This window comes from Streptomyces sp. NPDC029152 (assembly GCF_055564355.1).
The window spans coordinates 51,082-64,143 of the sequence record NZ_JBVHWR010000006.1 but is presented as its reverse complement, the minus strand read 5'-3'; the positions used below and the strand labels follow the sequence as shown (position 1 = coordinate 64,143).

Genomic DNA, 13,062 nt, shown 5'->3' with positions numbered 1-13,062 from the left:
GGGGGAGGGGGAACGCACGTGTCAGGCCTTCGTGCCCGGCGTCTGGCCGCTCGCAGGTCCGAGCGCAGGCGTGCCGTCCGGCGCAGTGCGATGGTCGCGGCGGCGTCCGTCGTCGTCGCGGTCGGCACCGCGACCGGCATGCTGACCGCGTTCGGCGACGACGGCGGCGGTGGCGCGGACGAGGCGAGTACACGGGTGACGCGGTCGCCGCGGCCGGTCCCCCCGCCCGCCACGCCGTCCCCGTCCGCCTCCGCGACGCCCCCGGTCTCCGCCTCACCCTCCCCCTCGCCTCCGGAGAGGACGAGCCCCAGCCCCTTGCCGAAGAAGACCGAACGGAAGGAGCCCCGGACCACCGCGGCCCCCGCCGGGCTCTACCGCCACCCCGGCTCCCAGGTCCTCGAGTGGGTCCGGGCCCACCCCGACGACCCGCGCCAGGACGTCATCGCCTCCCGCATAGCCGACCACCCGGCCGCCGTGTGGTTCGCCGACTTCACGCCGGAGGACATCACCTCCCGGGTCCGCGCGGTCACCTCGGGCGCAGCCGCCCAGGGCCGGGTGCCGGTGGTCGTGCCGTACGTGATACCCGGCCGCGACTGCGGCGGGTACTCGGAGGGCGGGGCGCCGGACCTCGACGCCTACGACGACTGGATCGACCGCTTCGCCGCGGGGCTGGGCTCCGGCGAGGTCATCGTCGTCCTGGAGCCCGACTCGGTGGCCCAGGCCGAGTGCCTGTCCGCCGGTGAGCGGGCCGACCGCTTCGCCTCCCTGGCCCGGGCCGGCCGGGTCGTGAAGGACGCCGACCCGAAGGCGCGCGTCTACTTCGACGCGGGCCACTCCGGCTGGCACGCGCCCGCCAAGCAGGCGGAGTGGCTCAAGCAGGCCGGTGCCGCCTCGGCCGACTCCTCGGACGGCGTCTTCAGCAACGTCTCCAACTTCCACACCACCGCCGACGAGATCACCCACGACCGCGCGGTCCTCGACGCCCTCGGCGGCCCGGCGAGCCTGGGCGCCGTCATCGACACCAGCCGCAACGGCAACGGCGCCCCGCCCGAAGGCGAGTGGTGCGACCCCGACGGCCGCAAGATCGGCCGCGCGCCGACCCTGAGCACCGGCATGGGCCGCATCGACGCCTACCTGTGGGTGAAGCTGCCGGGGGAGTCGGACGGCTGCAAGGGGACGCCGGGCACGTTCACCCCGTCGTACGCCTACGACTTGGCCCGCTGAGAACCCTCGCCCCCCGTCTCCTCGTCGTACGACGAGGTCCCCTCGTCCAGCAGCGGCCGCTGCGTCTTGAGGTGGGCCGGGGCGAAGGCGCGCAGCGCGTGGTAGCCGGTGATGACGACCAGGGTGCCCAGCGCGATGCCGCTGAGGGAGAAGGTGTCGGTGAACTTCATGCTGACGTTGCCGACGCCGATGATGATGCCCGCCGCGGCCGGCACCAGGTTCAGCGGGTTGCGCAGGTCCACCCCGGCGTTGATCCAGATCTGCGCGCCGAGCAGGCCGATCATGCCGTACAGGATGACCGTGATGCCGCCGAGGACGCCCCCGGGGATCGCGGCGACGACCGCGCCGAACTTCGGGCAGAGGCCGAACAGGAGCGCGAAGCCCGCGGCGGCCCAGTAGGCGGCCGTCGAGTAGACCCGGGTCGCGGCCATCACGCCGATGTTCTCGGAGTAGGTGGTGTTGGGCGGCCCGCCGAGCGCGGTGGACAGCATCGAGCCGACGCCGTCCGCGGAGATCGCCGTGCCCAGCTTGTCGTCGAGGGAGTCGCCGGTCATCTCGCCGACCGCCTTGACGTGCCCGGCGTTCTCCGCGATCAGCGCGATGACGACCGGGAGGGCGACCAGGATCGCCGACCACTCGAAGCTCGGCCCGTGGAAGGACGGCAGCCCGATCCAGTCGGCCTGTCCGACGGCGGAGAAGTCCAGCCGCCAGTGGTCGGTGAGCTTGCCGCTGCCGTCCACCGAGTGGATCTTCCCGAAGATCCGGTCCAGGGCCCAGGACAGGGCGTAGCCGAAGACCAGCCCCAGGAAGATCGCGATCCGGGACCAGAAACCGCGCAGGCAGACCACGGCCAGACCGGTGAACAGCATCACCAGCAGGGCCGTCCACTGGTCCTGCGGCCAGTACGTGGAGGCGGTGACCGGGGCCAGGTTGAAGCCGATCAGCATGACCACGGCGCCGGTGACGATCGGCGGCATCGCGGCGTGGATGATCCGCGCCCCGAACCGCTGCACCGCGAGGCCCACCAGGAACAGCGCGGCGCCGACGACGAACACCGCGCCGGTCACCGTGGCGCTGGTGCCGCCCTGCGCCCGGATCACGGCGGCGACGCCGACGAAGGAGAGCGAGCAGCCGAGGTAGCTGGGCACGCGGCCGCGGGTGGCGAGGAGGAAGATGACGGTCGCCACGCCCGACATCATGATCGCGAGGTTGGGGTCCAGGCCCATCAGGACCGGAGCCACGAAGGACGCCCCGAACATGGCCACCACGTGCTGGGCGCCGAGCCCGGCCGTGCGGGGCCACGAGAGCCGTTCGTCGGGGCGGACGACCGCTCCGGGTGCGGGCGTGCGCCCGTCACCGTGCAGCTTCCAGCGCACGCCGAGGTCCATGGTGAGGTTTCGCTTTCTTCTGTACGTGAGGACTGTCCGCACCATTGTCGGGGGTGGCGGCGGGTCCCACGTCCCGCGCCCCCTGCTGACCAGCGCCTTCCCCGGGGCCGATGCCGCTGAGCGTCTGCTTAGGATGGAGGCGATCCGCCGTACGTGAGCACAGCCGAGCAAGACCAGGAGCCCCGCCCGTGACCGCCGAAGCCCCCGCCGCGCCCGCCCTGTCCCACGGCCGGCTCGTCCCCGTCACCGTCCACTTCGACGACCTGGACGCGCTCGGTCTGCTGCACAACGCCCGCTACCCCGTGATGGTCGAGCGGGCCTGGGCCGAGCTGTGGACCGAGCACGGTTTCCGCTTCGAGGGCGACTGGGCGGCGGCCGACGACGCCTGCAACGCGGTCAAGGAGCTGACGATCACCTACGAGGCGCCGGTCACCAGGCCGGGCGCGTACGCCGTCCACCTCTGGCTGGAGCGGCTCGGCACGACCGGGCTGACGTACGGCTTCCGGTTCTGCTCGGCGGACGGCGCGACCACGTACGCCCGCGGCACCCGGGTACTGGTCCGGCTGGACTCCGCGACGCTGCGCCCGGCGCCGTGGAGCGAGGCCTTCAGGGTCGCCGGTCGGGCACTGCTGCGCTCGGCGGACTGATCTTCGGCCGGTCGCGGTCGCCGACGCGCAGCACCTTCGCGAACACCACCAGGCAGCAGGCCAGCACGGTCACCAGTCCGAACGACACCATCAGGCTGGTCGCCTGCGCCAGGCCGCCGATCGCGCTCGGCGCCACCAGCCCTGACGTGTACGTGATGGTGGCGACGCCCGCGATGGCCAGGCTCGGGTTGGAACCGGCACGGCCGGCCGCCGCGAAGCAGAGCGGGACGACGATCGCGATGCCCAGACCCATCAGCGCGAAGCCGGTCATCGCCACCGCCGGGTGCCCGCCGGCGACCACGAGCAGGCCGCCGAGCGTGGCCAGCACGCCGCTCACCCGGACCGTGCGCACCGCGCCGAAGCGGTCCACCACCCTGTCCCCGACGAGCCGGACCACGGCCATGGTGAGCGTGAAGCCCGTCGTGCAGGCCGCCGCGAGACCGGCCGAGGTCCCCAGCTGGTCCCGCAGGTAGACCGCCGACCAGTCCAGGCTCGCGCCCTCCGCGAACACCGCGCAGAACCCGACCGCGCCGATCAGCAGCGCCGAGCGGGGCGGCAGCGCGAACCGCGGCGGCGGGTCCTCGTCCTCGGCGGGCTGGAGGTCCAGCACCCAGGCACAGGCCACCAGGCCCAGCACGGTCAGCACCGCCGCGACGAGGCCGTGGTGCAGCCGCGCGTCCGCGCCCAGGTGGGCGGCGAGGGTGCCGGCCGCCGAGCCGGTCAGCGCGCCCGCGCTCCACATGCCGTGCAGCCCGGACATGATCGACTTGTCGAGCCGGTTCTCCACCTCGACGCCGAGCGCGTTCATCGCCACGTCCGACATGCCGGCCGAGGCGCCGTAGGCGAACAGGGCCACGCACAGGGTGAGCAGGTTCGGGGCGAGGGAGGGCAGCACCAGCGCCAGCGTCCACAGGGCCAGCAGACCGCGCAGGGCGGTACGGGCGCCGAAGCGGTGGCTGACGCGGCCGGCCAGCGGCATGGCGACCGAGGCGCCGAGCGCGGGGAAGGCCAGCGCCAGCCCGAGCTGGCCCGGGCTCACCCCGGCGTGGTCCTGGATCCACGGCACCCGGGTCGCGAACGAGCCGGTGACCGCGCCGTGCACGGCGAACACGGCCGCCACGGCGTACCGGGCGCGCCTCACCTGACCGTGCGCGTAGACCACTGCGCTCATCCTCGACTCCTCCGTCGGGTCCGCTCCGCTTGCTGTGTCGCGCGGCGTAAACTATCAGGAAGCCTGCCTGATAGATAGTGGGTACCGGGCGCGACTCCACGCCCGCCGATCTGGAAGGATCCCGGCATGCCCGCATCCCCGAGCACCGCCCGGGCCATCAACGACCGGCTCGCCCTGCGTCTGCTCCAGCAGGAGGGCCCGTTGACGGCCGCCCAGTTGAAGCAGCTGACCGGCCTCTCCCGGCCCACCGTGGCCGACCTCGTCGAACGCCTCACCGCCTCCGGTCTGATCGAGGTGGCCGGGGAGTCGGGGGAGCAGCGCCGCGGGCCGAACGCCAAGCTGTACGGGATCGTCGCCGGCCGGGCCCACCTGGCCGCCCTCGACGTACGTACCGAGAGCGTCTCCGTCCTCGTGTCGGACCTGCTCGGCCGGGTGCTGGCCGAGGCGTCCGCACCGATCGGCGACGGCGCCGGCACGGGCCCCGCGGTGGAACAGGCGGTCACCCTGGTCGAGCACGCGGCGAAGGAGGCGGGGGCCGACCGGCTGCACACCGTCTGCGTGGGCGCCCCCGGCCTGATCGACCCGGCCAGCGGTGAACTCCGCGACTCCACCGGCCTGCCCGAGTGGCACCGCCGCCTGGTGGCCGCGCTGCGGGAGCGGCTGCCCGGGGCACGGGTCGGCGTCGAGAACGAGACCAACCTCGCCGCGCTGGCCGAGCAGCGCGACGGTGCGGCCCGCGACCGGGACACGTTCGTCCTGCTCTGGCTCGGCCTGGGTGTGGGCGGCGCGGTCGTCCTCGACGGCGCCCTGCGGCGCGGCGTCTCCGGCGGCGCGGGCGAGCTGGGGTTCCTGCCGGTGCCGGGCACGTCGGGTCTGCCCTCGGCCACCGACTGCGACGGCGGCTTCCACTCCATGACCGGTGCGGCGGCGGTGGCCGCCCTCGCGGCACGGCACGGCGTGACGGCGGACCGCGCCGCGGGGGAGCCGCACGCGGCCACGCTGGTGCGGGCGGCGGTACGCGCAGCCGGCGCCGACCCGTCGGCCGGGCGGTTCCTCGAGGTACTCGCCGACCGGATCGCGCTCGGGGCCGCCGCCGTCGTCTCCGTGCTGGACCCCGGCTGTGTCGTGCTGGCCGGCGAGACCGGCCGGGCCGGCGGCGGCACGCTCGCCGCCCGCGTGCAGGACCGCCTCGCCCGGATGTCACCGCTCGTCACCGAGGTGCGCGCCGGCGCCCTGGGGGGCGGCGCCGTCCTGCGCGGGGCCCTGCTGACCGCCCGGGACCGCGCCCAGGACGACCTGTTCGGCCCGCAGGAGCGCTAGGCCCTGTCGTCGGTCCCCCGCCTCCGCCCGGACGGCCGGGGACCGACGACAGGGGCCAGGGCATACGGGGGGCGACCGCCGGGCCGTGGAGCGCGGGCCGCCGGGCCCGGCCCCGCGCCGCGGTCACCCCCGGCCGCCCCCGGTCCCGTGTCCGAACCGTGCCGTCAGGTACTCCTCGAACGTGCCCTTGCCCAGCGCCCTGTCCGGCGCCAGGTGCCCGCCCGAGCGGAACGCCCGGTAGGTCCTCCCGGCGAGCGGCAGGTCCACCACGGCCCGCCTGCGTCCCGTGGCGGCCAGGTAGGCGCGGGCGAGCGACTCGAAGCTCCGCACCTCGGGACCGCCCAGGTCCGGGACCCGTCCGGCGGGCTCGCCGGCCGCCAGTTCGGCGAGCCGGTCCGCGACCTCCCGCACCTCGACCGGCTGGTCGGCGACCTGCGCCGGCACCAGCAGGACCGGCGGCTTGGCCAGGGCCTGCAACAGGCGCACCACCAGGTCGTGGAACTGCGTCGTCCGCAGCACCGTCCAGCCCAGCCCGGACTCCTCGACGAGCCGCTCGACGGCCAGCTTCGTGCGGTAGTAGCCGAGCGGCACGCGGTCGACGCCGACGATCGAGATGTAGACCACGTGCCCCGCCCCGGCCCGCCGGGCCGCCGCCAGCAGGTTCGTCGCCGCCCGCTCGTCCCCGCCGGTCTGCGTGGTCGCGCAGTGCACGACCGTGCCGACGCCGTCGAGCGCCGCGTCCAGGTCACGACCGCCCTTGCGCAGGTCGACGGCGTACGGCCGGGCGTGCCGGCTGAGCACCCGCACCTCGTGCCCGTCCGCGCGCAGCCGCTCGGTGACGAACCGGCCGAGCGTGCCGGTGCCGCCGGTCACCAGGATCGTGGTCATGCTGTTCAGCCCCTTCGCGCAGGCGGTGCTCCCGAGTGGAACACCCCGTCGTCGGCTTGGACGGATCAGCACGCCGGAGATGTGACACCGGACGGGGGCGACCCTTGCCGCGTTGGGTGGCCCGGCGGCGGGCAAGGGCCGTCGTCACCGCCGCCGGGCCGGTCCTGCGGGGGCTCAGCAGGCGCCGAGGTCCTGCCAGACGCCCCACTGGCCGGTGGTGCCGGGTTCCTCGCCCTTCGTCCACCACTTGGACTTCCAGGAGTGCCCCTTGTGGGACACCGTGGTGCCCCCGCCGTACGAGTCGGCCGCGCTCCAGGCCGGTGCGGCGCACGGACCGGTGCCGTCCGTCGGGCCGGGGCCCGGGGACCCGGTGCCCGTCGGCGTGGGCGTCGGGACCGGCGTACCGGGGTCCACCACGGTGGTTCCCCGGGCCAGGTCACCGGCCAGGGCGTACGACTTCCCGCCGAACGTCACCGTCCAGTTCGACGGCGTCGACACCGGCAGGTAGTACACGAAGTCCACCGTGGTGGAGGCGCCCGGCGCCAGCGACTGCCAGGCCGGCAGCTTCAGCGAGACGCGGTGGTGGTCGCCCTTCAGGCCGCCGGCGTTGGAGCCGGTGTGGTCGCTGCGGATCACCGTGGTGCCCCAGCCGGACTGGTCCTTGGCGTTGCCGGGCGCGGAGGTGCCGTAGTCGAACTGGAACTCCGTGCCGCCGGGCAGCGTCGTGCCCGTGTTGTTGGTGATCTTCAGCTTCGGGCCGATCGGGTAGTTGGAGTCGCCGAGCGGGAACTGCCCGAACTCCACGCCGATGTCCAGCGCCTCGGCCGGCAGGGCGGCCGTCGACCGCTTCGCCCCGTACGGCGTGGCCGACTTGAAGGCGTCGTACATCGTGCCGGTCAGCGTCGAGCCCGGCTCGTACTGCCCCTTGCCCGCGTTCCAGGCGTAGTCGCCCGCGAGCTCCCACACCATCGTGCCGCCGATGCCGCGGTCCACGACGTAGTCCGCCTTGGCCCTGACCGACTGCTCGTCCTCGGTGGACAGGAAGACCTTCTTCTCCGCGTTCCACAGCCAGGGCGCGACCAGCGTGGCGTCGTACTTGCGGGCGTAGGTCCCGGTCAGCTTCGTGCCGGCCGGGAAGCCGTAGTCGGTCACGTAGTCGCCGACGACGCCCTTCTCCAGGTTCTTGGCGTGCCACATCGGGTTGGAACCCGCTGGCGACTCCTTGCCGTTGGAGTCGAGGTCGTGCCACAGGTTGTCGATGCCGACCGCGCCGTCACCGCACTTGGTCAGGCCGGAGCCGGCCGGGCAGTTCGTGGCCGCGGCCCTGCCCCACAGTCCGTCCGTGCCGCCGGTGACGTTCTTGAAGCCCCGCGTGTAGTACGGCAGCCCGATGTTGATGCGCCCGGCGGGCATCGAGCCGCGGAAGTAGTGGTACGCCCAGTCCGTGTTGAGGTAGCCGATGCCGCCGTACTGGGAGGTGGAGTAGACGCCCGCGGCGGCGAGCTCGGCGTCCTTGCCGTCGTCGAAGAGGGAGGCGTTCGGGCCGACGTACTCGTTCCAGGCGCCGTGCAGGTCGTACGACATGATGTTGACGTAGTCCAGGTACTTCTGGACCTGGAAGGTCTCCATGCCGCGCAGCAGGTATCCCGAGGACGGCGCGGCGACGGAGAGGAGGTAGTGCCTGCCGTCCGCGGCCCCCGCGCGGTCGAGCTTCTCGCGCAGCGTCTTCATCAGCGCCGCGTAGCCCTTGACCAGCCCGGCCCGGCGGCCGTTGGCGAAGGACCAGTCGAGCGGGTTGCCCGCGTCCTTCATCGTCGTCGGGTACTCGTAGTCGATGTCGACGCCGTTGAAGCCGTACTTCCGCACGAAGTCGACCGCGGAGTCCGCGAAGGTGTCGATGCCGGCCTGGTTGACCGAGCCGTCGGCGTTGGTGGCCATCGAGTAGAAGCCGCCCGAGTCGACGCGCGAGCCGTCGTCCGCGAAGTAGCCGCCCGTCTCGGCCCAGCCGCCCACCGAGATCATCGTCTTGACGTCCGGGTGCTGCTTCTTGAACTTGTTGAGCAGGTTGAAGTGACCCTTGTAGGGGAGGCCCGGGTCCATCTCGGCGCCGCTCACGCCCGGCCACGTCATCCCGGTCGCGGGGTTCGCCGCGCCGGCCGAACCGACGGAGAGCCTGTTGGCCCCGTCGACGTGCGCGAACGCGTAGTTGATGTGCGTGACCTTGTCCCAGGGGATGTCGGAGGCCAGGTAGGCGGGCTTGCCGTCCTTGCCGGTGCGCCAGCCCGTGAAGTAGCCGATCACCCGCCGCGGGTGGTCGGCGCCCATCTTCTCCCGGCCCTCGGCGTCGTAGACCGAGCAGTAGGGGACGTCGACCCCGGGTGTCCGGTAGAGCCCGTCGGGGCGACAGGTCTCCTGGCCGGCGGCGTGCGAGACGGTCGCCGGGAGGCTGGAGAGCACCAGGCCGGCGACGGCGACGGCGCCGGCGAACAGGGCCGGTCTCGTCCGGTGGCGGGTTCTGGAGCGTGAGGGGGAAGGCACAGTCGGTTCCTCTCCACGGAAGTTGCGCAGACCCTAGAGAGGACTAGACCAGTGAGTCAATAGGTATGGACCAATCGCAAGGGAGGGTGCGGGCGGGGGAGTTGGGCGAGTCGCGGAGCGGGTGCGGTGCGGCGGGACGGCCCGCCGCGGCGTTCTGTGAGCCACCCCACACCCTCCGTCGGCATGAGTGCGTGCCGGCCGTGGCACACTGGCCCTGTACCAGAAGCAGCGCACTCCGGGGTCGGTGAAAGTCCGAACCGGCGGTTACAGTCCGCGACCCGGTCGCCTCCAGCGACCGGTTGACCAGGTGAAATTCCTGGACCGACGGTTAAAGTCCGGATGGGAGGCAGTGCGCGGCGGGCGAGCACACGTGCGCGCCGCCGACCTCTGGGCTCGCCCGTCGCGGGCGGGTCCCGTCCGGCGTCGCTCCCGGACCCCTCGTTCGTCCTTCCTGTCGTTCGTCGACAGCCCCGGAGTCCGTGCCCGAAGAGGCAGGAGGACCCGGGAAGTGTTCACCGGAATCGTCGAAGAGCTGGGCGAGATCACCGCCGTCGAGACCCTCGACGACGCCTGTCGCTTCCGCCTGCGCGGCCCCGTGGTCACCGAAGGCGCACGGCACGGCGACTCCATCGCCGTCAACGGCGTCTGCCTCACCGTCGTCGACCACGACGGCGACGAGTTCACCGCCGACGTGATGGCCGAGACCCTGAACCGCTCCAGCCTCGGCGCCCTCGCCGTCGGCTCCCGCGTCAACCTGGAGCGTCCCACCGCCGTGGGCGCCCGGCTCGGCGGCCACATCGTCCAGGGCCACGTCGACGGCACCGGCGAGATCCTGGAGCGCAAGCCCTCCGAGCACTGGGAGATCGTGAAGATCTCCCTGCCCGCCGGCCTCGCCCGCTACGTCGTCGAGAAGGGTTCCGTCACCGTCGACGGCATCAGCCTCACCGTCGTCGACGCCGGTCCGGACTTCTTCACCGTCAGCCTCATCCCCACCACCCTCGCCCTGACCACGCTCGGCATCAAGCAGCCCGGCGACCCGGTCAACCTCGAGGTGGACGTCATCGCCAAGTACGTCGAGCGGCTGCTCGGCGGCCACGTCGAACAGGGAGACACCAAGTGAACTGGCTCAACTCCGAGGCGTTCACCCTCTTCGACCAGCACATCAAGTGGTCGGACATGATCGGCAACGTGATCGGTCTGCTCGGCCTCGCCCTCGGCTGGCGGCGCTCGATATGGACCTGGCCCGTGCAGTTCGTCTCCGGACTGATCCTCTTCGCGGCCTTCGCCACCGCCCACCTCTCCGGCAGCGCCGGCAAGCAGATCGTCGTCATGGTCGTCGCCGCCTGGGGCTTCTGGCAGTGGAACCGCGGCCGGCGGCAGAGCCAGGACGGCTCGATCGCCGTCCGCTTCGCCACCTGGCGCGAACGCGGCGCCCTGCTCGGCGCCGCCGCCCTCGGCACCCTCGCCGTCGGCGGCCTGTTCACCGCCTTCCCGACCCTGTCCTGGGACCCCTGGCCGGACGCGTACATCTTCGTCGGCACCGTCGTCGCCATGTACGCCCAGGCCCGCGGCATGGTCGAGTTCTGGTTCGCCTGGCTGCTCGTCGACCTGGTCGGCGTCCCGCTGAACTTCGCCAACGGCTTCGCCTTCTCCGGCTTCGTCTACGTCCTCTACGGCGCGCTCGTCCTGTGGGGCCTGCGCGACTGGTGGCTGCGCTCCCGCGACGCCGCGCGGCCCGTCCCGGAAGGAGCGCCCGCATGACCGCGGCACCCATCCTCTACAGCCCCGACGGCCCCGAGGACCTCGCTCTCGACCCCGTCGAACAGGCCATCGCCGACATCGCGGCCGGCCGTCCGGTCGTCGTCGTCGACGACGAGAACCGCGAGAACGAGGGCGACCTCGTCATCGCCGCCGAGAAGGCGACCGAGGAGATCGTCGCCTTCATGATGAGCGAGTGCCGCGGCCTGATCTGCGCCCCCATGGAGGGCGACGAACTGGACCGGCTCCGGCTCCCGCAGATGGTCGACGACAACACCGAGTCGATGAAGACCGCGTTCACGGTCTCCGTGGACGCCACCGCCGCCCACGGCGTGAGCACCGGCATCTCGGCCTCCGACCGCGCCACCACCCTCCGGCTCCTGGCGAGCGGCGCCGCCGAGCCGGACGACCTGGTCCGCCCCGGCCACGTCTTCCCGCTGCGCGCCCGCTCCGGCGGCGTGCTGGTCCGCGACGGCCACACCGAGGCCGCCGTCGACCTCGCCCGCCTCGCGGGCCTGCGTCCGGCCGGCGCCATCGTCGAGATCGCGGGCGAGGACGGGCGCATGCTGCGGCTGCCCGAGCTGATCCCGTTCGCCCGCAAGCACGGCCTGACGATCATCTCCATCGAGGACCTGATCGCCTACCGCCGCAGCGCCGAGCCCACCGTCCGCCGCGAGGCCGAGGTCCACCTGCCCACCCGGCACGGCGAGTTCACGGCGTACGGCTACCGCTCCACCGTCGACGGCGTCGAGCACGTCGCCCTCGTCCACGGCGAGATCGGCGACGGCGAGGACGTCCTGGTCCGCATCCACTCCGAATGCCTCACCGGCGACGTCTTCGGCTCCCAGCGCTGCGACTGCGGCCCCCAGCTCGACGCCTCCCTGGACCGCATCCAGGCCGAGGGCAGGGGAGTGGTGGTCTACCTGCGCGGCCACGAGGGACGCGGCATCGGCCTGATGTCCAAGCTGCGCGCCTACGAACTCCAGGAACGCGGCCGGGACACCCTCGACGCCAACCTGGAGCTCGGCCTGCCCGCCGACGCCCGCGACTACGGAGCCGGCGCCCGGATCCTCGCCGACCTCGGCGTGCGCGCCGTACGGCTGATGACCAACAACCCCGACAAGTCCGATGCCCTCGAACGGCACGGCATCCACGTCACCGGCCGCGAGCCGATGCCCGTCCAGGCCGGTGAGCACAACCTCCGCTACCTGCGCACCAAGCGGGACCGGATGGGACACGACCTGCCCTGGCTGGACACGACGCCCGTGTCCACCTGCGGCAACCAGTAAGCGCAGCGAGCAAGGATTCGAGGAGACACGTGAGCGGCAAGGGTGCACCGGAGCTGTCCGTACGCAACGTGGGCGACCTGCGGGTCGCCGTCATCGCGGCACAGTGGCACGACAAGGTGATGGACGGACTGGTCGACGGCGCCCTGCGCGCCCTGCACGAGCTCGGCATCGACGAGCCGACCCTGCTCAGGGTCCCCGGCAGCTTCGAGCTCCCGGTGGTCGCCAAGGTCCTCGCCGGCCGCGGCTACGACGCGATCGTCGCCCTCGGCGTCGTCATCCGCGGCGGCACCCCCCACTTCGACTACGTGTGCCAGGGCGTGACCCAGGGCCTGGTCCAGGTCTCCGTCGACACCGGCGTGCCCGTCGGCTTCGGCGTCCTCACCTGCGACACCGAGGAGCAGGCCCTGGACCGGGCCGGCATCGAGGGCTCCAGCGAGGACAAGGGACACGAGGCGGTGACCGCGGCCGTCGCCACGGCGGCCACGCTCCGCTCGGTATCCGAACCGTGGCGTTAGCCCCGCCGGGACTACGCGTAAAGTGGGCGCCACCATGTCCAAGAAGACTTTCGAGGAGCTCTTCACCGAGCTCCAGCACAAGGCCGCGAACGGCGACCCCGCCACCTCCCGCACCGCCGAACTGGTGGACAAGGGGGTCCATGCCATCGGCAAGAAGGTCGTCGAGGAGGCCGCCGAGGTCTGGATGGCCGCCGAGTACGAGGGCAAGGACGCGGCGGCCGAGGAGATCTCCCAGCTGCTGTACCACGTCCAGGTGATGATGGTCGCCCGCGGGATCTCCCTGGACGACGTCTACGCCCACCTCTGAAGCCCACCGCTTTCCCC

General features: G+C 72.8%; 12 protein-coding genes and 1 riboswitch. Of the genes, 8 read left to right on the top strand and 4 right to left on the bottom strand.

Going from position 1 to position 13,062, the window contains the following annotated elements:
• Positions 1-90 precede the first annotated feature (90 nt).
• Positions 91-1,224, top strand: a complete 1,134-nt coding sequence (locus ACZ4V6_RS14495; RefSeq protein ID WP_467827366.1) for a glycoside hydrolase family 6 protein — start codon at positions 91-93, stop codon at positions 1,222-1,224.
• On the opposite strand, the gene ACZ4V6_RS14490 is transcribed toward ACZ4V6_RS14495, so the two are convergent.
• A complete protein-coding gene (locus ACZ4V6_RS14490) occupies positions 1,206-2,612 on the bottom strand; it encodes a uracil-xanthine permease family protein (protein ID WP_467826628.1) in 1,407 nt (468 codons plus the stop codon). The genes ACZ4V6_RS14495 and ACZ4V6_RS14490 overlap by 19 nt on opposite strands.
• Before the next feature lie 188 nt (positions 2,613-2,800).
• Between ACZ4V6_RS14490 and ACZ4V6_RS14485 the strand changes: the two genes are divergently transcribed.
• Complete coding sequence (locus tag ACZ4V6_RS14485; RefSeq protein ID WP_467826626.1) at positions 2,801-3,259, top strand: acyl-CoA thioesterase; 459 nt, start codon at positions 2,801-2,803, stop codon at positions 3,257-3,259.
• Here the strand turns inward: ACZ4V6_RS14485 and ACZ4V6_RS14480 are convergent.
• Positions 3,219-4,430, bottom strand: a complete 1,212-nt coding sequence (locus ACZ4V6_RS14480) for an MFS transporter (RefSeq protein WP_467826623.1) — start codon at positions 4,428-4,430, stop codon at positions 3,219-3,221. The two genes, ACZ4V6_RS14485 and ACZ4V6_RS14480, sit on opposite strands and share 41 nt — an antisense overlap.
• Positions 4,431-4,556: 126 nt before the next feature.
• On the opposite strand from ACZ4V6_RS14480, the gene ACZ4V6_RS14475 reads away from it, so the two are divergent.
• Positions 4,557-5,750 carry an ROK family transcriptional regulator gene (locus tag ACZ4V6_RS14475; protein WP_467826620.1) on the top strand — a complete coding sequence of 398 codons (1,194 nt, stop codon included), beginning with the start codon at positions 4,557-4,559 and terminating at the stop codon, positions 5,748-5,750.
• 123 nt (positions 5,751-5,873) lie between these two features.
• On the opposite strand, the gene ACZ4V6_RS14470 is transcribed toward ACZ4V6_RS14475, so the two are convergent.
• Both ACZ4V6_RS14470 and ACZ4V6_RS14465 read right to left on the bottom strand, forming a co-directional pair.
• Positions 5,874-6,638, bottom strand: coding sequence for an SDR family oxidoreductase (locus tag ACZ4V6_RS14470; RefSeq protein WP_467826617.1), 765 nt, complete (start codon positions 6,636-6,638; stop codon positions 5,874-5,876).
• 174 nt (positions 6,639-6,812) lie between these two features.
• Positions 6,813-9,176, bottom strand: a complete 2,364-nt coding sequence (locus ACZ4V6_RS14465; RefSeq protein WP_467826615.1) for a chitinase C-terminal domain-containing protein — start codon at positions 9,174-9,176, stop codon at positions 6,813-6,815.
• A 226-nt stretch (positions 9,177-9,402) separates the two neighbouring features.
• Positions 9,403-9,533, top strand: a riboswitch (FMN riboswitch).
• 151 nt (positions 9,534-9,684) lie between these two features.
• Between ACZ4V6_RS14465 and ACZ4V6_RS14460 the strand changes: the two genes are divergently transcribed.
• The 5 genes from ACZ4V6_RS14460 to ACZ4V6_RS14440 are packed head-to-tail and all read left to right on the top strand — an operon-like array spanning position 9,685 to position 13,045.
• Complete coding sequence (locus ACZ4V6_RS14460; RefSeq protein WP_467826612.1) at positions 9,685-10,296, top strand: riboflavin synthase; 612 nt, start codon at positions 9,685-9,687, stop codon at positions 10,294-10,296.
• A complete protein-coding gene (locus ACZ4V6_RS14455) occupies positions 10,293-10,937 on the top strand; it encodes a nicotinamide mononucleotide transporter family protein (protein ID WP_467826609.1) in 645 nt (214 codons plus the stop codon). The genes ACZ4V6_RS14460 and ACZ4V6_RS14455 overlap by 4 nt, the downstream gene beginning before the upstream one ends.
• Positions 10,934-12,223, top strand: coding sequence for a bifunctional 3,4-dihydroxy-2-butanone-4-phosphate synthase/GTP cyclohydrolase II (locus ACZ4V6_RS14450; protein WP_467826606.1), 1,290 nt, complete (start codon positions 10,934-10,936; stop codon positions 12,221-12,223). Before ACZ4V6_RS14455 ends, ACZ4V6_RS14450 begins: the two co-directional genes overlap by 4 nt.
• A gap of 29 nt (positions 12,224-12,252) precedes the next feature.
• On the top strand, positions 12,253-12,738 hold the full coding sequence (gene ribH / locus ACZ4V6_RS14445) for a 6,7-dimethyl-8-ribityllumazine synthase (protein ID WP_189230675.1): 486 nt from the start codon (positions 12,253-12,255) through the stop codon (positions 12,736-12,738).
• A 34-nt stretch (positions 12,739-12,772) separates the two neighbouring features.
• Positions 12,773-13,045, top strand: a complete 273-nt coding sequence (locus tag ACZ4V6_RS14440; protein WP_011027788.1) for a phosphoribosyl-ATP diphosphatase — start codon at positions 12,773-12,775, stop codon at positions 13,043-13,045.
• Positions 13,046-13,062 lie beyond the last annotated feature (17 nt).

What these genes read in the sequence shown, in the direction of transcription:
- ACZ4V6_RS14490 (WP_467826628.1), bottom strand. Translation starts at nt 2,612, where the DNA reads ATGGACCTCGGCGTGCGCTGGAAGCTGCACGGTGACGGGCGCACGCCC.
- ACZ4V6_RS14475 (WP_467826620.1), top strand. Translation starts at nt 4,557, where the DNA reads ATGCCCGCATCCCCGAGCACCGCCCGGGCCATCAACGACCGGCTCGCC.
- ACZ4V6_RS14440 (WP_011027788.1), top strand. Translation starts at nt 12,773, where the DNA reads ATGTCCAAGAAGACTTTCGAGGAGCTCTTCACCGAGCTCCAGCACAAG.
- ACZ4V6_RS14470 (WP_467826617.1), bottom strand. Translation starts at nt 6,638, where the DNA reads ATGACCACGATCCTGGTGACCGGCGGCACCGGCACGCTCGGCCGGTTC.
- ACZ4V6_RS14480 (WP_467826623.1), bottom strand. Translation starts at nt 4,430, where the DNA reads ATGAGCGCAGTGGTCTACGCGCACGGTCAGGTGAGGCGCGCCCGGTAC.
- ACZ4V6_RS14495 (WP_467827366.1), top strand. Translation starts at nt 91, where the DNA reads ATGGTCGCGGCGGCGTCCGTCGTCGTCGCGGTCGGCACCGCGACCGGC.
- ACZ4V6_RS14450 (WP_467826606.1), top strand. Translation starts at nt 10,934, where the DNA reads ATGACCGCGGCACCCATCCTCTACAGCCCCGACGGCCCCGAGGACCTC.